This is a genomic window from Microbacterium sp. T32 (assembly GCF_001619615.1).
In the GTDB taxonomy this organism is placed as follows: Bacteria; Actinomycetota; Actinomycetes; order Actinomycetales; family Microbacteriaceae; genus Microbacterium.
The window spans coordinates 1-16,827 of record NZ_LQQP01000023.1 but is presented as its reverse complement, the minus strand read 5'-3'; the positions used below and the strand labels follow the sequence as shown (position 1 = coordinate 16,827).

Annotated in this window: 15 protein-coding genes; 10 read left to right on the top strand and 5 right to left on the bottom strand. The window is 71.8% G+C overall.

From position 1 onward, the window contains the following. The first annotated feature begins 44 nt into the window (after nt 1–44). The 4 genes from AVW09_RS12355 to AVW09_RS12340 are packed head-to-tail and all read left to right on the top strand — an operon-like array spanning nt 45 to nt 4,955. Entirely contained in the window at nt 45–1,421 is a 1,377-nt protein-coding gene (locus AVW09_RS12355) for an ABC transporter substrate-binding protein (protein ID WP_082822961.1), read from the top strand. Then, a complete protein-coding gene (locus AVW09_RS12350) occupies nt 1,418–2,332 on the top strand; it encodes a carbohydrate ABC transporter permease (RefSeq protein ID WP_063258365.1) in 915 nt (304 codons plus the stop codon). The genes AVW09_RS12355 and AVW09_RS12350 overlap by 4 nt, the downstream gene beginning before the upstream one ends. After that, nucleotides 2,329–3,246, top strand: a complete 918-nt coding sequence (locus AVW09_RS12345) for a carbohydrate ABC transporter permease (protein WP_063258364.1) — start codon at nt 2,329–2,331, stop codon at nt 3,244–3,246. The genes AVW09_RS12350 and AVW09_RS12345 overlap by 4 nt, the downstream gene beginning before the upstream one ends. A gap of 26 nt (nt 3,247–3,272) precedes the next feature. After that, the gene (locus AVW09_RS12340; protein WP_063258363.1) at nt 3,273–4,955 is read left to right on the top strand and encodes a glycoside hydrolase family 13 protein; all 1,683 of its coding nucleotides are present in this window, start codon (nt 3,273–3,275) and stop codon (nt 4,953–4,955) included. A 104-nt stretch (nt 4,956–5,059) separates the two neighbouring features. Here AVW09_RS12340 and AVW09_RS12335 read toward each other — a convergent pair whose 3' ends face one another. Then, nucleotides 5,060–6,076 (bottom strand): LacI family DNA-binding transcriptional regulator, encoded by a 1,017-nt coding sequence (locus AVW09_RS12335; RefSeq protein ID WP_063258362.1) that lies wholly within the window; start codon nt 6,074–6,076, stop codon nt 5,060–5,062. Nucleotides 6,077–6,254: 178 nt separating this feature from the next. On the opposite strand from AVW09_RS12335, the gene AVW09_RS12330 reads away from it, so the two are divergent. From AVW09_RS12330 to AVW09_RS12310, 5 genes are read left to right on the top strand one after another with little or no spacing between them, the layout of a single operon-like run. Continuing rightward, complete coding sequence (locus AVW09_RS12330) at nt 6,255–7,613, top strand: ABC transporter substrate-binding protein (RefSeq protein WP_063258361.1); 1,359 nt, start codon at nt 6,255–6,257, stop codon at nt 7,611–7,613. Beyond that, nucleotides 7,613–8,584, top strand: coding sequence for a carbohydrate ABC transporter permease (locus tag AVW09_RS12325; protein ID WP_231901835.1), 972 nt, complete (start codon nt 7,613–7,615; stop codon nt 8,582–8,584). Before AVW09_RS12330 ends, AVW09_RS12325 begins: the two co-directional genes overlap by 1 nt. Further along, entirely contained in the window at nt 8,581–9,405 is an 825-nt protein-coding gene (locus tag AVW09_RS12320; protein ID WP_063258360.1) for a carbohydrate ABC transporter permease, read from the top strand. Before AVW09_RS12325 ends, AVW09_RS12320 begins: the two co-directional genes overlap by 4 nt. 31 nt (nt 9,406–9,436) lie before the next feature. Beyond that, entirely contained in the window at nt 9,437–10,393 is a 957-nt protein-coding gene (locus AVW09_RS12315; protein WP_063258359.1) for a family 43 glycosylhydrolase, read from the top strand. Further along, nucleotides 10,390–11,550, top strand: a complete 1,161-nt coding sequence (locus tag AVW09_RS12310) for a serine hydrolase domain-containing protein (RefSeq protein ID WP_063258358.1) — start codon at nt 10,390–10,392, stop codon at nt 11,548–11,550. The genes AVW09_RS12315 and AVW09_RS12310 overlap by 4 nt, the downstream gene beginning before the upstream one ends. 66 nt (nt 11,551–11,616) lie before the next feature. On the opposite strand, the gene AVW09_RS12305 is transcribed toward AVW09_RS12310, so the two are convergent. From AVW09_RS12305 to AVW09_RS12290, 4 genes are read right to left on the bottom strand one after another with little or no spacing between them, the layout of a single operon-like run. After that, the gene (locus tag AVW09_RS12305; RefSeq protein WP_063258357.1) at nt 11,617–12,432 is read right to left on the bottom strand and encodes a glycosyltransferase family 2 protein; all 816 of its coding nucleotides are present in this window, start codon (nt 12,430–12,432) and stop codon (nt 11,617–11,619) included. Further along, entirely contained in the window at nt 12,429–13,430 is a 1,002-nt protein-coding gene (locus AVW09_RS12300) for a glycosyltransferase (protein WP_063258356.1), read from the bottom strand. Before AVW09_RS12300 ends, AVW09_RS12305 begins: the two co-directional genes overlap by 4 nt. Further along, nucleotides 13,424–14,557 (bottom strand): glycosyltransferase, encoded by a 1,134-nt coding sequence (locus AVW09_RS12295; RefSeq protein ID WP_063258355.1) that lies wholly within the window; start codon nt 14,555–14,557, stop codon nt 13,424–13,426. Before AVW09_RS12295 ends, AVW09_RS12300 begins: the two co-directional genes overlap by 7 nt. After that, on the bottom strand, nt 14,554–15,606 hold the full coding sequence (locus AVW09_RS12290; protein ID WP_063258354.1) for a glycosyltransferase: 1,053 nt from the start codon (nt 15,604–15,606) through the stop codon (nt 14,554–14,556). The genes AVW09_RS12295 and AVW09_RS12290 overlap by 4 nt, the downstream gene beginning before the upstream one ends. Nucleotides 15,607–15,756: 150 nt before the next feature. Here AVW09_RS12290 and AVW09_RS12285 point away from each other — a divergent pair, with 150 nt between their 5' ends. After that, nucleotides 15,757–16,695 (top strand): WcbI family polysaccharide biosynthesis putative acetyltransferase, encoded by a 939-nt coding sequence (locus tag AVW09_RS12285; RefSeq protein WP_063258353.1) that lies wholly within the window; start codon nt 15,757–15,759, stop codon nt 16,693–16,695. Nucleotides 16,696–16,827: the final 132 nt, after the last annotated feature.

The window sequence follows — 16,827 nt, the reverse complement described above, 5'->3', positions numbered from 1 at the left end:
GATTTAATCTCCGATTCAAGATCGCAAGGATGCGAGGGGAACAGGTGTCGAGAAAGACAACGGTGCGACGCGGGCTCGCGGCGCTGGCGGTAACGGCTCTGGGAGCAGCGATGCTCGCCGGCTGCTCCGCCGACGGCCGCGAGACGATCCGCTTCACGTTCAGCAAGCGCGAAGCCCTCGGCTTCATGGGCCAGGTGGTCGACGAGTACAACGCCTCGCAGGACAAGGTCCGCGTGGAGATGGATGCCTCGGGCGTCGACGTCGTGTCCGCGAGCTTCGTCCGCGGCAACCCGCCGGACATCATGCTCGCCAACTACAACTACGAGGTCGCGCGGTTCGTGCAGCGGTGCGCGCTCAGCGACCTCTCCGGCACCGCAGCCGCGGCGACGGTCCGCGACGACCTGCAGCCCCTCATGGACCAGTACGGCGTCTGCCCCGGACGGACGAGCGCGCTGCCGTACTCGGTGATGGCCGCGTCGGTGATCTACAACGAGGAGATCTTCGACCGGCTCGGACTCTCGGTGCCCACGACCTGGGACGAGCTCGTCCAGACCGCCGAAACCCTCAAGGCGAACGGAATCGCGCCGTTCTACGGCACCTTCAAGGACGACTGGACGGTCGGACAGGGCTGGTACGACTACGCGGTCGGCGGCTCGCTGAACGTGATCGACTTCTTCGACGCGCTCGCGGCCGAGGGCGACCGGGTCGGCCCCGACTCGACGGTGTCGTTCCAGAAGGACTTCGGCCAGGCCATGGACCGTATGACCCAGCTCGCCTCGACCTACACGAACCCGGATGCCGACAGCCGGGCGTACGGCGACGGCAACCTCGCGTTCGCGCAGGGCCAGGCGGGCATGTACCTGCAGGGACCGTGGGCGCTCGGAGAGATCGCGAAGACCTCGCCCGACCTGCGCGTGGGCACCTTCCCACTCCCGATGACCGACGACCCGAACGACCTGAAAGTCCGGGTCAACATGGACCTCGCGGCCATCATCCCCGAGGGATCCCGACACCAGGATGCCGCTCGCGACTTCCTCGAGTACCTCTACCAGCCGCGGATCATCGAGGCCTACAACGAGTCGCAGCTCGGGTTCGCCCCGACGAAGAACGCCCCCGCCCCGAGTGATCCGCGCGTGGCCGGGATGATCCCGTACTACGACGAGGGCCGGATCTACCAGGGCGCGTCGGTGCTCGTGCCGAAGACCATCCCGACGTTCAACTATGCGCAGGCGATGATCCTCGGCGCTTCGCCCGAGGCCACCCTCCGCACGATGGACCAGGACTGGGCGCGCCTCGCCTTCCGGCAGCCCGCCGCATCGACGAGCGACGCCGCGGCGCCCGCCACCGCGCCGATCGCCACAGCCGACGCGTCGGCCGCGGCCACCGCGCCGACCGCCACAGCCGAAGGGGGCCAGCGATGACCACCACCACGACCATCGTCACCGGCGGCAAGGCGTCCGCGCGCCGCAGCACCCGCCGGGTCGAGCCGATCTACTACTTCTTCCTCATCCCGACGCTCGTGCTGTTCACGCTGGCGATCACGGTGCCCGGCATCATCGGCATCTTCTTCAGCTTCACCGACTCCATCGGCATCGGGGAGTGGAACTTCGTCGGTTTCACGAACTACATCGCGATCTTCAGCGACCCGGCGATCCTCCAGTCCTACCTGTTCACGTTCGGGTTCTCGGTGGCGACGGTCATCGTCGTGAACGTCGCGGCGTTCCTCCTGGCCGTCGGGCTCACCGCGCAGATCCGCTTCAAAAAGGCGCTTCGGACGGTCTTCGTCATCCCGATGGTGATCTCGGGCATCATCATCGCCTACGTCTTCAACTTCCTCTTCAGCAACTCCCTGCCGCAGGCGGGGAGCGCCCTCGGCATCCCGTGGCTCGAGTCGAGCCTGCTCGCCAACCCCGACCTCGCGTGGGTCGCGATCGTGATCGTCACCGCGTGGCAGGCGATCCCGGGGACGCTGCTGATCTACATCGCCGGGCTCCTGTCCGTGCCGGGCGATGTCTACGAGGCGGCCGGGCTCGACGGGGCGGGGAAGGCCCAGCAGTTGCTGCGGATCACGCTGCCGCTCGTCGCCGGCTACGTCGTGATCAACGTCATCCTCGGCTTCAAGGGCTTCCTCAACGCCTACGACATCATCGTCGGCCTCACCGGCGGCGGGCCCGGCACCTCGACGCGCAGCGTCGCGATGTCGATCATCCTCGGCTTCAACGGCGGCGACTACGCCTACCAGATGGCGAACGCCGCCCTCTTCTTCCTCGTCGCCGTCGCCATCTCGCTCCTGCAGCTCTCGCTGACCCGCGGAAGGAACACCCTCGCATGACCGCCGTGAACCAGCCCGCGCTCGCGTTCGAGCAGGCAGAACTCTCCGTCCCGTCCCGCCGTCGCACCGGCGGCCGCTTCCGCCGGGTCGGCACCGAACGCATCAACTGGTCGGCCACCACCGTCCTGATCCTCTGCGCCGTGACCGTGCTGCTCCCGCTGTACGTCACCGTCACGATGGCGCTCAAGAGCGGCGCGCAGGTCGTCGACGGCAACGCCTTCTCGTTCCCGACGCCGATCAGCTTCGACGGTTTCGTGCAGGCGTGGACGCTCACGAAGTTCCCGGTCGGCCTGGCGATCTCGCTGCTCGTGACCGCCGGCACCGTGGTCGCGACGATCGTCCTCGCGGCCTTCGCGTCGTACGCGATCGCCCGCAACTGGGACCGCAAGCTGTTCCGGTACTCGTTCTTCTACCTGCTCGCGGCGATGTTCATCCCGTTCCCGGTCGTCGCTCTTCCGCAGATCCAGCTGACCGGCCGGGTCGGCCTCGACAACCCGTTCGGCGTGATCGTGCTCGCGACGATGTTCCAGCTCAGCTTCAGCGTGCTGCTGTTCACCGCGTTCCTGCGCTCCATCCCGCTCGAGCTCGAGGAGAGCGCGCGCATCGACGGGGCGACCACGTGGCAGACGTTCTGGCGGCTCATCTTCCCGCTCCTCGCCCCGATGAGCGCCACGGTCGGCATCTTCGCCTTCCTGTACGCGTGGAACGACTTCATGATGCCGTCGCTCATCATCAGCGATCCGGCCTTGCAGACGTTGCCCGTGCGGCAGAACCTGTTCCAGACGCAGTTCAGCAACAACTACAACGTCGCCTTCGCTTCCTACCTCATGGCCATGGCCCCCGCGATCGTCGCCTACCTGTTCACCCAGCGATGGGTGATGGCCGGTGTCACGCAGGGCGCCGTCAAGGGCTGACCCGCCACCCCTCGAAAGGATCCTTCGTGACCACCGCCGCACCCTCCGTGCACGCCCGCGAGCTCTCCGACGCCCCCGACTGGTGGCGCCAGGCCGTGGTGTACCAGGTGTATCCGCGCAGCTTCGCCGACAGCAACGGCGACGGCCTCGGTGACATCCCCGGCATCACCTCCCGGGTCCCGTACCTCGCCGAACTGGGGGTGGATGCCATCTGGCTCAGCCCCTTCTACCCGTCGGCGCTCGCCGACGGTGGGTACGACGTCGCCGACTACCGCGACGTCGACCCGCGCCTGGGGACCCTGGCCGACATGGACGAGCTCATCGCGCAGCTGCACGCCCATGGCATCCGGGTCGTGGTCGACATCGTGCCGAACCACACCTCGAACGACCACGCCTGGTTCCAGGAGGCGCTCGCCGCCGGCCGCGGTTCCGCGGAGCGCGACCGTTACATCTTCCGCGAGGGAACCGGACCCGACGGATCCGAGCCGCCCACCGACTGGCAGTCGGTGTTCGGCGGGTCCGCGTGGGAGCGCGTCGCGGACGGGCAGTGGTACTTCCACAACTTCGACGTGTCGCAGCCCGACCTCAACTGGGCGAACCCCGAGGTGCGCGCCGACTTCGTGAAGACCCTGCGCTTCTGGAGCGACCGCGGCGTCGACGGCTTCCGCATCGACGTCGCGCACATGCTCACGAAGGACCTCAGCGAGCCGCTGCCCTCGGCAGCCGAGCTCGCCGCGCTGCCGATCGACGGGAACCACCCGTTGATCGACCGCGACGACGTGCACGAGGTGTACGCCGAGTGGCGCGCCGTGTTCAACGAGTACGACCCGCCCCGCACCGCCGTGGCCGAGGCGTGGGTGCACCCCTCGCGTGTGCCGCTGTACGCGAGCATCGAGAGCCTGGGACAGTCGTTCAACTTCGACCTGCTCGAGGCGGACTTCGACGCGGGCCAGTTCCGTCGCATCGTGGCCGACAACCTCGTGCTCGCCGCGCAGTCGGGGTCGTCGACGACGTGGGTGCTGTCGAACCACGACGTCGTGCGCCACGCCACGCGTTACGGCCTGCCCGACGCCGAGCGCGGCGCCGACGGTCGGCCCACCCGCAAGCACGGCAACGAGTGGCTGCTCGCCGGCGGCACCGAGCCCGCGCTCGACGCCGAGCGGGGCGCCCGCCGCGCCCGCGCCGCGGCGTTGTTCGTGCTCGGTCTCCCGGGCTCGGCGTACCTGTACCAGGGCGAGGAGCTCGGCCTGCACGAGGTGGCCGACATCCCCGACGCCGCCCGCCAGGACCCGACGTTCTTCCGCAGCCCCGGTGTCGATATCGGGCGGGACGGATGCCGCGTGCCGCTGCCGTGGAGCGCCTCCGACGCCGCGTTCGGCTTCGGCGCGGGCGGAGCGCACCTGCCGCAGCCGGAGTGGTTCGCCGCGTACGCCGTCGACCGCCAGGACGGCGATCCCGACTCGACCCTGTCGCTGTACCGCCGCGCCCTCGATCTGCGGCACGGGCTGCAGACCGCCGAGGAGCTGGAGTGGGTCGACCTCGGCCGCGAGGACGTGGTGGCCTTCGCCCGCCCCGACGGATGGACCGTCGTGACGAACTTCGGCACCGAGCCGGTCGAGCTCCCCGCGGGTGAGGTGCTGCTCTCGAGCGCTCCGGTCGCGGACGGCGCGCTGCCCGGCGAGGCGTCGGCCTGGCTCCGGAGCGCTTAGGCCCCCGGCATCCCCCCTGCTCGTCTGGCGTGAGGGGTCAAGAATTGTCGCTTCCGGCGTGCCGAGGCGACAACTTTTGACCCCTCACGCGATCGTGCGGAGCGTCAGGGGAGCGAGGCGCGGATCACCACCGGCATCTCCACCAGGTGCTCGCCGGGGGGAGGGCCGTCGGGGGCGAGGAGCAGCTCGACGGCGCGGCGGCCCATCGCCTCGTGCGGCAGGCCGATCGTCGTCAGGCCCGGGCGGAGGTACGCGGCCAGCTCGTCGTTGTCGAACGAGACCAGCGCCACGTCGTCCGGCACCCGCAGCCCGGCCTCGCCCAGCGCCTGCGAGGCGCCGAACGCGAGACGGTCGTTGAGGCACACGATCGCCCGGGGAGGGGGACCGGATGCCAGGACCCGCGCCGTGACCTCGTGTCCGTGATCGGGCTCCCACAGCCAGATCGACTCCTCGCGCGAGAAGGCCATGCCCTCGCGCGTCATCGTGTCGTAGATCCCGCGCACGCGGGCGGCGACCGTCGCCGAGCGGAACAGATCGCGCTCGGCCTCGGCGTCGTACCCCAGGAGCAGGATGTCGTCGCGGATGCCGGCATCCCGGAGCAGCTCGATCGCTCGACGCCCGCCCGTCTCCTCGTCGGGCAGGACGCTGCAGCCGTGCGCTTCGCTCGTGGCGTTGAGCATGACCGCCCGCACGCCGGCGGGGATCGGCGGGACGAGGATCTCGCGCGCCCGCATCGAGGCGAAGATGACCCCGTCCACCTGCCGATCGAGCAGTGCCGACACGGCCTCGGCTTCGCGTTCGGGCTCGCCGCCCGTCTCCGCGACGAGCACGACGTGTCCGGCGGCCTCCGCCGCGCCGAGCGCGCCCTTGATGAGACCGCTCGCGAAGCGCGTGGTGGCGACGAGGTCCGAGACGAACCCGATCGTGTGGGAGGTGCGGGTCCTCAGCGCGCGGGCGGCGACGTTCGGGCGGTACCCGAGTTCGGCGGCGGCGGCCAGGACGCGCTCGTGCGCGTCGCGCGAGAGCCGGGTGTCGGGTCGGCCGTTGAGGATCATGGATGCCGCGGAGGGGGAGAGCCCCGCGCGGCGCGCGACATCGCTCAGCGTGACGCGTTTGACCATGCCCACCTCCCGGGTCGTCGGCGACGGTGCCGACGGTAACGATCCTCCGTCGAATCTTGACAGGGCCGAAGCGGTCTGAGTAAATAGCCCTGCTAAATCCTTTCAGCACTGTACCGCAGGAAGGATCGCGCCAGAAACACCCCGTTCGGGTACCCGCAGCACAGACGAAGGAGTCGACATGTCCACCCGTACCCCGCGCTCGCGAACCCGTCGCGTCGCGCCCCTCGCGCTCGCGGCGATCGCCGGGCTCACCGGCGCACTGCTCGCCGGCTGCGCCCCCGGTGCCGCCGCACCGCAGACCGCCGCCGCGACCGACGTCAGCACCGAGCTCACCAGCGACCCGGTGCAGCTCACGATCGCCGACGAGACCGGATTCCCCGTCACCGACAAGCTGACCGAGGAGTTCACCAAACAGCACCCGAACGTGACGTTCACCATCACGCGCGACACGTTCCAGAACCTCACCGCCAACGCCCCCAAGCTCCTCGCGAGCGACACCCCTCCCGACCTGATCCGCCTCCCCACGCTCGGCGACACCGTGCGCGACGGGCTCGTGGCCAACCTCGATCCGTACTTCGACGCGTACGGCTGGGACGCCTGGCCGGCGTCGCAGCTCGCGCCGCTGCGCATGAGCGAGGACGGCATCCGCGGCTCGGGGTCGCTGTACCAGCTCGGCCTCGGTTACAGCATCACCGGCATCTACATGAACGACACCCTCGCGTCGCAGCTCGGCATCACCGCCCCGCCGCAGACGCTGGCCGAGCTCGAGGCCGACATGGCCAAGGCCAAGGCCGCCGGCATCCTGCCGATCATGGCGGGCGACAAGGACGGTGTGGTGAACTTCGTCGTGCAGGCCGCGATGAACCAGTACGTCGACAAGGACCAGTTCCTGTCGTGGATGTTCAACGAGCCGGGCGCGCGCTACGACGAGCCGGGCAACGTCCAGGGTGCCGAACTCATCCGGAAGTGGGCGGATGCCGGGTACTTCCCGTCCGACATCAACGCGATCGACTACTTCACCTTCACGAGCCGCTTCGGGGCGGGCGAGGGTCTGTTCACGTTCAACGGCAACTGGGAGGCCGCGAACTACCAGAAGGCGCTCGGCGACAACGTCAGCTTCTTCCTGGTGCCGCCGGCCGAGGCCGGGGCGAACCACGTCGCCATGGGGGCGGCCAACTCGTTCTCGGTCGCGGCGAAGTCGAAGCACCTCAACGAGATCGTGTACTTCCTCAACTGGGTGCACACCGACCCCGCGGCGCGGCAGACCATCGTCGACGTCACGGGCGCCTCGCCCGGTGGCGACCCGAGCCTCGCGCTCCCGACCGTTCAGCCGGGTTCCCTCATCGAGAACGCGCTGAAGATGTCGGCGCAGATCGGCGCCGAGAACGGCCAGGTCGACTTCATGGCCAACACCACCGCCGGCATCTACGCGGGCTCGATCATCCCCGAGTCGCAGCTGCTGGTGACCAGCCAGATCACCGGTCAGGACTTCGTCGACCGCGTGCAGAAGTTCTACGAGAGCGAGGTCGGCAAGTAATGACCGATCGTGCGGTCGCCGTCGCGGCGGCCCCCCGAACAGACGCCGCCGACCCGGCGACGACGACCGCACCGCCTCGGCGGGCCGCTGCACGCGCAGTGGCCCGCCGGGCCACCCTCGCCGGCTGGCTGCTCCTCGTCCCCGCGCTCGGCTTCTACGTCGCGTTCGTCATCTGGCCCCTGTTTCAGGGTGTGCAGTACTCGTTCTACGACTGGAACGGCATCGGCGTGGCCAGGTGGGTGGGCTTCGGCAACTACCTCACCGTCTTCACCGACCCCGACCTGCTCGGCGCGATCCGCAACGCGTTCGTGCTCATCGCGTTCTTCACGATCATCCCCGTGGGGCTCGGGCTGGTTCTCGCGACGCTGATCCGTGGCATCCGGTACAAGGCGTTCGCGGCCACCGCGCAGACGGTGCTGTTCCTGCCGCAGATCATCCCGCTCGCCGCCGCCGGTATCGCGTGGTCGTGGATGTACGCGCAGACCGGCGCCGTGAACCAGATCCTCGGCTGGGTCGGGCTCGGCTGGATCACCCGGCCGTGGCTCGCCGACTACGGCACGGCTCTTCCCGCGGTGGGCCTCATCGGCTCATGGGTCCTCACGGGACTGTGCACCGTGCTGCTGCTCACCGGCCTCGGCAAGATCGACGTCTCACTGTACGAGGCGATCCGGCTCGACGGCGCCGGCTGGTGGCGGGAGTTCTTCACCATCACCCTGCCGGGCCTGCGGCAGGAGGTCGCGGTGCTCGTCACCGTCACCGTCATCGCCGCGCTGTCGAGCTTCGACATCATCTACACCTCGACCCAGGGCGGCCCCGGCCGCGCGACGCTCGTGCCCGGTCTGTCGATCTACCGCATCGGCTTCACGCAGAGCGACGTGGGCCTGGCCTCGGCCTTCGGCATCGTGCTCATGGTGCTGGTGCTCGTCGTCGTCCTCCCCATCCAACGCCTCTCGAGAGCGAGTGACTCGTGATCGCCAGCCGCACCGAGCGCGTGCTCGGAACCGTCCTCCTCGCCGTCGCCGCGATGGTGACGCTGCTGCCCCTGATCAGCATGTTCTCGGCGGCGCTGCAGCCCGCCGACCGCAACCCGACCGGCCTGACCTGGCCGACCGACCCGCAGTGGGGCAACTTCGCCACGGCGTTCGAGACCGGTCACGTGTGGCAGCTCATGGGCTCGAGCCTCGTGATCGTCCTCGGCGTCGTGCCCGTGAGCCTCATCGCGGCGACCCTCGCCGGCTACGCCCTCGGGTCGCTGCAGGTGCGGTTCGGTCGCGGGGTGCTCGTCTTCTTCGTGCTGGGCCTCACCATCCCGTTCGAGGCCCTGATCATCCCGCTCTACTACCAGGCGCAGTCGATGGGAACCGTGAACACCCCGTGGGCCGTGATCTTCCCCCTGATCGGCCTCTACATGCCCTTCGGCGTGTTCTGGATGCGCGCGCACTTCATCAACGTCCCGCGCGAACTGTCCGAGGCCGCGCGCGTGGACGGGGCATCGCTGTGGCGCGAGTTCCGCAGCATCCAGTTGCCGTTGGCGACGCCGGCCCTCTCGGCCCTGGCGATCCTGCTGTTCATCTGGACCTGGAACCAGTTCCTGCTCCCGGTCGTCCTCATCGCCGATCCGCTGCAGCGGACCGTCGCGGGCGCGCTCACCTTCTTCCAGGGGCAGTACTCGCTCAGCATCCCGCTGCTGAACGCGGGCGCGCTCATCATCATCACGCCGGCCGTGCTGCTCTTCCTCGTCTTCCAGCGGCAGTTCATCCGCGCGCTCGTCCAGGGCGCCGTCAAGGGCTGAGCGGCCCCATCCTCCTTCCGAAACGGACATCATGACGTTCACGCTGCCCGACCACTGGGTCTGGGACTTCTGGCTCGCCCGCGACGGCGACACCCACCACATGCTCTTCCTCCAGGCGCCGACGAGTCTCGGCGACCCCGACCTGCGCCACCGCAACGCCACGGTGGGGCACGCGACCTCGAGCGATCTGCGCTCGTGGACCGTGCACGGCACGGTGCTCGAGCCCGCCGGGGGAGAGGCTCCGGATGCCACGGCCACCTGGACCGGCAGCATCGTCGAGGCGGCGGCGGGGTGGCGCATGTTCTACACGGGGTCACGGTTCCTCGAGCCGGGGCGGATCACCAACGTCGAGACGGTGCTCGCCGCCACCTCTCGGGACCTGACCGAGTGGGGGAAGGACCCCGCCGTCGTGGTCGCGGCCGACCCGCGCTGGTACGAGACGCTCGCCGCCGGCACCTGGCACGAGGAGGCGTGGCGCGACCCGTGGGTGTTCGCGGATCCCGACGGGGACGGCTGGCACATGCTCGTCACCGCCCGCGCCGTCGACGGCCCGGGGCGCGACCGCGGAGTCGTCGGGCACGCGTGGTCGCCGGACCTCGTGCGGTGGGAGGTGCGGCCGCCGCGCAGCACTCCCGGCGCGGGGTTCGCGCACCTCGAGGTGCCGCAGGTGGTGGAGGTCGACGGGCGCTGGGCTCTGGTCTTCTCGTGCGACTCCGCGCACCTCGCCGGCGACCGGGCCGGCGAGCGCGGCGGCATCTGGGCCGTGGCGCTGGACGACCCCCGCGGCCCGTACGACGTCGGCCGCGCGACGATCGTGGCACCCGAGAACCTCTACAGCGGACGCATCGCGGAGGACGCCGACGGCCGACCCGTGCTGTTGGCGTTCGAGAACGTCGCCGCCGACGGCGCGTTCGTCGGCACGCTCTCCGACCCGCTGCCGGTCGCGTGGGACGGCGACCGTCTCGTGGTGACGGAGCTCGTCCGATGACCGCGGCGCAGGGGTTCGTGGCATCCGGGTTCGAGGCGGTCGCCGAGGCGTTCCGCGCGGCGTTCGAGAGCCACCCGGGCATGGGCGGCGCCCTGTCGGTGCGCGTCGACGGTCGTGAGGTCGTGGACCTGTGGGGTGGCATCGCCGACTCCCGCGTCGGCCGCCCGTGGGATCGCGACACCCCGACCGTGGTGTTCTCGTGCACCAAGGGCCTGATGTCGATCCTCGCCGCCCGGCTCGTGGCATCCGGTCGCCTCGATTACGACCGTCCGCTCGCGGAGCTGTGGCCGGAATTCGGCGTCGAGGGGAAGGACACCGTAACCGTCGGCGACGCGCTCGCGCACCGCGCCGGGGTCTCGGCGCCGCGCGTCGACGTCAGCCGCACCCAGCTGCTGGACTTCGACGCGGTGTCCGCGATCATCGCGGCGCAGGCGCCCCTCTGGACCCCCGGCGAAGGGTGGGCGTACCACGCGCTCACGCACGGCTGGATCTCCGGCGAGATCGTGCGGCGCGCCGGGGGAGTCGGGATCTCCGCCGCCTTCGCCGAGATGGCGGACGCGGTCGGGGGCGGGGCCTGGCTCAGGATGCCGGCGGAGGTCGCGGCATCCGTCGCCCACCTCGAGGTGGGACCGACCCTCGCCGCGGGCGTCGCCGCGCAGGCCGCCGCGCGCGACCCCCACGGCGTCGACTGGCTCGACCGGGCGATGACCCTCGGCGGCGCCCTGCCGCCCACTCTCGTGACGGAGGACGACGGCTTCAACGCCGACGACGTCCGCGCCGCGGTGATCCCCGGCGCCGGCGGAATCGCGACCGCTCGCGCGCTCGCGGCGATGTGGTCGGCGACCGTGGCCGAGACCGAGGGCGTGCGGCTCCTCGACGACGCGACGGTCCGTGCCGCCGGGGCCGTGCGGACGAGCGGTGCTCCGGTGTTCGACGCTCCCGCGCCATGGCCGGAGTGGGGCGCCGGGATGCAGCTCGACTCCGAGGCCCGCCGCTACCTCGGCTCGAGCAGCATCGGGCACGACGGCGCCGGCGGGCAGGTCGCGTTCGCCGACCTCGACGCCCGCGTGGGCTTCGCGTTCGTGACGAACCGTATGGAGTCCGAGGACCCGCGCGCGACGCGCATCGTCGACGCGCTGCGCGCGGCGCTGGGTTGATGTCAGGCGCGTGAGGGGTCAAGAATTGTCGCTTCGGGCCCAGCCGAAGCGACAATTCTTGACCCCTCACGCGCGGGGGGACCGCACCCACGCGTCGCCGCGGCGCTCGATCGCGCCGGCGGCGGCGAACGCCTCGAGCCATCCGCGCATCGGCCAGACGCCCCAGCGGCGGTGGAACGCGGCGCCGTTGCGGAGGATGTCGTCCAGGTGCTGCCAGGGCCGCGAGGACACCGGATGCCACTGGTGATAGGCATCCGCCCCGCCCGTCCACACGAGCGGAACGCCGGCGGCCCGCGCGGTCCATGCGAGGTCGGTGTCCTCCGCGCCGTAGCCCTCGTAGGCGTCGTGGAAGCCGCCGAGGCGCTGCCACGTCGCCGGGGTGACGGCGAAGGACAGCGACCAGAACAGGTCGTATTCGTCCGGCTCCGCGACGCGCGTCTCGCCGGCGGGCAGCGCCGGCCGTGCCCGGTGCGGGCGCGTCACGTGCGGCAGGTCGGCCACGGCCGGACGCTGCACGCTCGCCAGGTACGTCACCGGCCCGGCGAGCAGCGCGTCGGGGTGGGCCGCGGCGGCGTCGGCGTACCGCGCGAACACCTCGGGTCCCGGCAGGCAGTCGACGTCGAGGAACACGAGCAGTTCCGCCCCCTCCGCGATCGCGGCCGCGGCTGCCGCGTTGCGTCCCGCGCCCACGCGGAGTCCGTGCGGGCCGGGCGGCACGTGCAGCGTGCGGACGTCGGCATCCCGGATGCCGTCGGGCAGCGCCGCGTCGAGGAACACCTCCACCCGGGCGATGTCCGGCGCGACCTCGGCGAGCACCGCACGTTGGCGTTCCAGGTGTGCGCGTCGGGCGGCGGAGGCGACCGTCAGGACCGCGATCCTCACGGCAGCATCGCCTCAACGGCTTCGGCGGCGCGCTGGGCGGCGCCGACCACCTGCCACCGCGACCAGTCGGGCTCGTCGGACGCGGCGGCTTCGACGAGCGCGAGGATCCCCGCGGCGTCGACGCCCTCCGGCGCGACGCGCGCGAGCCCCCACCGGTGCAGCGCGCACGCGGTGTGACGCTGCTCGTCGAAGGGACGGTCCTGCGCGACGACGACCGCGCGCGCTCCCGCCGCGGCGAGGTCGGCGATGCTGTTCTGTCCCGCCGCGCTGACGACGACGGTGTGCGAGGTCACGAGCGGCCACGGGTCGTCGATGCGCGAGTCCGCGTCGTGCCCGACGGCGTGCGTGCGCCATCCGGCCGCGGCGAGGAGGCGCTCGGCATCCCGGCGCACGTCGTCGTCGAGAACGCGGCCGAGGAACAGCACGGTGCGGCCGGCGTCCGGCGTGGTCGCTCCTCGCCCGTCGTACCGCGAGATTCCGCCCGTCCACACGACGCGGTCGGTGCGGGCCGCCAAGGCTCCGGCGGGGACGGCGCCGTGCGCCCACGGCGCGAGGATGCGGTCGGCCAGGTCGTACGCGAGCGCGTGCGCCGCGTCGGTGCGCTCGCCCGGCTGCGTGACCGCGATGGTCCGGAGACCGAGCAGTCGCGCGAAGGCCACGACCTCGGCGCTCACATCGACGACCATCGCGCGAAGATCCGCGGCACCGGCGGCGATCCGCGCGAGGCGGGCGCGGTGCCCGGGGTGGTCGTGCGGCGCCCAGTGCAGCGCGCCGCGGACGGTCGGGTCGGCGTGCCGCGGGTCGAAGCGGCTGCCGTCCTCGCGTTCGACCGCGTCGGCATCGTCGGGGAGCACGACCCACTCCACGTCGTCGGCGAGCGCCGCGGGGCGGGGGAGCGACGAGAACGCGCGCACGGGTCCGCGCAGGTGCGGGTGCACCGCGAGGAAACGCGCCACGTGCCCGAACCCGTGATGGTGGACGTACCAGCCGATCACCACGACACCGCCGGAACACGGCGCTCGGCGGCCGGCTGCGCGGTGTGCGCGAGCACGCGTTCGACGTCGCGGTACCGGCGGCTCAGGGCGTGCTCGCGCACGGCCGCGCGCCGCGTCCACACGCGCGTCAGCGGTTCGCGCTGCCCCTGGGCGGCGAGATCGCGGGCCGCGTGGGCGAGCGCGGTGACGTCGCCCGGCATGACGGCGGCGGTGCCCGGCATCCCGGCGAGCACCTCCGACACCCCGCCGATGTCGAACGCGGCCACGGGGGTTCCGGTGGTGAGGGCTTCCGCGATCACCAGCCCGAACGGCTCCTCCCACATGGGTGTCACGAGCGCGACGGCCGAGGCGCCGACCAGTCGGCAGAGGTCCGGCTGATGCAGCGCGCCGACGTAGCGCGCGCGGTCACCCAGCCGCGGGGCGACCTCCTGCTGGAAGTAGTCGACGTCGCCGATGCGCCCGGCGACGACGATCTCGGCATCCACGACCCGGGCCGCTTCGATCGCGAGGTGCGGGGCCTTCTCGGGCACGATGCGCCCCGACCACACCCACCGCGAGCCGCCCGGTCCGCGGGTCCAGCGGTCGGTGTCGATGCCGTTCGGGAAGACGAAGGCATCGACGCCCTCCACCGACCACGCGCGGGCGGTGGCCTGGCTCACCGCGACGAAGCGGTGCGCGCTCCCGCGGGCGTACGCGGCGGCCTCGAGCAGCGGTTCGAGCGGCGGCGTGTGCAAGGTCGTGACGACCGGGATGCCGGCATCCCGGCTCCACCGGATCGGAGCGGGGTGCAGGCTGTGGTTGTCGATGACGTCGAAGCGGTGCCGTTCGTCTCGGAGGCGTTCGAGGAGCGCCGCGTGTGCGGCGTCGGTCGCCGCGGCGTACCCCTCGGGGTACCCGGTGTCGGAGGCGTCCTCGACGCGCGACCATTCCGGCGCGGGCAGGGCGTAGGCCGAGTCCTCGAGGAAGTCCGAACCTTCCGCGGCACACAGCGTCACCTCGTGTCCGCGGTCGCGCAGCCACCGCACGCGGTCCCACACCGTCGCCTCGAGGCCGCCGGCGTGCGGTTGGCGCAGCGGGTACCGCGACGGGGCGACGACGAGTACCCGCATGCGGTTCAGCGCGCGGGTCATGCCGCGTGCTCCGCCCGGAGCGACCGGCGGTACAGCGCGACGTGTGCCGCCCGCACCCGCTCGCGCTCGTCGAGCCGCTCTTCGCGACGGCGGGCGACTTCGGCGGCCCGTGCGTCAGACCCCGGGACCGACCACGCGGGGGCCGTGGCATCCACGATCGCCCGCTCCAGCGACACCGGATCGCCGAGGCCGAACAGGTGGAAGTCGCCCGGGTGCTGGGATGCCACGTGGCCGACGCGCGTGCCGACGACCGGGACCGCGAGGTCGTAGCAGAGCTCGGCCCACCCGGAATGCGTGCCGTGCGAGTACGGCAGCACGCACGCGTCGAGGTCGGCGAGCCACGCCGCGAGCGCGTCGTCGTCGAGGCGTGGCGACCGCTCGAGCGTCACGCCGTCGGCGTTCCCGGCGAGGGCGTGGACGGATGCCGCGGCCTCGGCGTCGCGCACTCTCTCGTTGAGGCGCACCACGGCCTCGACGTCCACCCCGCGCGCCCGGAGGTCGGCGACGGCGCGGACGAGCGTCGCGGTGGTCCCGACGCCGTCGATGTTGGGCCGGAGATCGCGCAGGTGGACGCCGACGCGGGTGGCCGTGCGCGGGAGTCCGGTGGGGAGGGTCCCGCCGTCGACGAGCGTCGGGTGCGGGATCACCTCGGGGGAGCGGCCGTAGTCGCGTTCCACCTCCGCCGCGGTCGCGGCCGTGAGGGTCGTGAGGGCGTCGGCGCCCCCGATGAGAACGGCGAGGGCGGCGTGGTGCGCGAGCTGGTCGGTCAGCTGCGGGTTCTCGAGGTCGTGCACCGTGTAGACGAGCGGGATGCCGCGGCGGCGGAGAGCATCCACCGTCGCCGTCAATTCGTCCGCCGAGTACGACTCGCTGCCGAAGTGCACGTGGACCAGGTCGATCTCGTCGGCGTGCGCGTCGAGCCACGTCGGCAGCAGCACCTGCGGCGGCCACCACTGCCCGGGGGCGGCGCCGGGCGGCGGCGGGTCGGACCGGAGGTCGACGACGCGCTCGTCGGTCACGGCTCGGGTGTACGGGTGCCCGGCGGGCACGGCGGCGACTCGGATCCGGCGAGGGGCTGCGGTGTCGATCGGGAGTCCTCCTGTGCTACGGCGGTGGGGGCGTGTATCGCATCAGGAGAGAGGTCGCAAGGCAACGGGACCGTTGCGAAGGCGACGGCACCGACGGCGTACGTTCACATCATGCGCGGCAGTGAGAGCGGTTCCGAGAGCCTTGCGGACGAGGATGCGGCGGTGCTAGCGCGCCGTCGGCACTACGCGGAGTTCTTCGGCGACGCTCCCGCGCCCGAGGGGTACGGCGTCGTCGTGGGCAATTGCCAGGCCGAGTCGATCCGACTCGTCGTGTCGAACGACGCGCACCCCGGCGTGCGGATCCCGGCCGTGCACGAGATGGATGCCGCGGATGCCCAACGCCTGCACCGCCTGCTGGCGCGCGCGTCGTTCCTCATCGTCCAGCCCATCCGCGACGACTACCGCGGCCTGCCGCTCGGCACCGCCCAGCTGCGCGCGGCGCTGCCCGCCCACGCCCGGACGGTCGTCGTGCCCTCGCTCCGCTTCGGCGGACTGCACCCGTTCCAGGCCGCGATCCGCGTGCCCGGCGTCGACGAGGACTCGCCGCTCGTGGCGTACCACGACGTCCGGCTGCTCGCGGAGGCGGCGGGGCTCCCGGTGGCCGCCACCCTCCCGGTGGAGGCGGTGCGATCCGTGGCCGAGGACTCCCTCGCCGAGCTGCGCCGCCGCGAGGCCCTCGGCGTCGACGTCGTGGCATCCGATCTGTACGCCCCCGTCGTCGCCGACCTCGCGCGCACCGTGAACCACCCGGGCAACGCCGTGTTCCTGCCGCTGGGCGAGCGCATCGTCGCGGCCCTCGGCGCGCCGGGCACCGCGGTCGACCCCGGGCGCCCGATCCTCGCCGACGTGCACGCGCCGCTCGAGCCGTGGGTCGTCGACACCTGGAACCTGGATGCCGAGCCCCGACGCGACTGGATCGTCGCGGGCGAGACGCTCGACGCCGACACCGTCGCCGAGGCCCATCGTCGGTGGTACGCCGCGCACCCCGCCTTCGTGAGCGCGGCGGTGGAACGGCTCGCGCCGCTCCTGCGTCGATGGCGAGCGGCATGAGCGTGCGTCCCGTCCTGCTGACGCCCGCGGGACCGCACGGCGTCGCGGTCTACGCACGGGCGATCGCCGACGAGGTGCGGGCGCTCTCCCCCGACCGGCGGGTGACCTACGACCCCGACACCCTCCCCGCCG

Bases quoted from the DNA above. Each gene is read 5' to 3' on its own strand.
- AVW09_RS12350 (WP_063258365.1), top strand. From the start codon at position 1,418: ATGACCACCACCACGACCATCGTCACCGGCGGCAAGGCGTCCGCGCGC.
- AVW09_RS12345 (WP_063258364.1), top strand. From the start codon at position 2,329: ATGACCGCCGTGAACCAGCCCGCGCTCGCGTTCGAGCAGGCAGAACTC.
- AVW09_RS12315 (WP_063258359.1), top strand. From the start codon at position 9,437: ATGACGTTCACGCTGCCCGACCACTGGGTCTGGGACTTCTGGCTCGCC.
- AVW09_RS12310 (WP_063258358.1), top strand. From the start codon at position 10,390: ATGACCGCGGCGCAGGGGTTCGTGGCATCCGGGTTCGAGGCGGTCGCC.
- AVW09_RS12295 (WP_063258355.1), bottom strand. From the start codon at position 14,557: ATGACCCGCGCGCTGAACCGCATGCGGGTACTCGTCGTCGCCCCGTCG.
- AVW09_RS12335 (WP_063258362.1), bottom strand. From the start codon at position 6,076: ATGGTCAAACGCGTCACGCTGAGCGATGTCGCGCGCCGCGCGGGGCTC.
- AVW09_RS12325 (WP_231901835.1), top strand. From the start codon at position 7,613: ATGACCGATCGTGCGGTCGCCGTCGCGGCGGCCCCCCGAACAGACGCC.
- AVW09_RS12285 (WP_063258353.1), top strand. From the start codon at position 15,757: ATGCGCGGCAGTGAGAGCGGTTCCGAGAGCCTTGCGGACGAGGATGCG.
- AVW09_RS12330 (WP_063258361.1), top strand. From the start codon at position 6,255: ATGTCCACCCGTACCCCGCGCTCGCGAACCCGTCGCGTCGCGCCCCTC.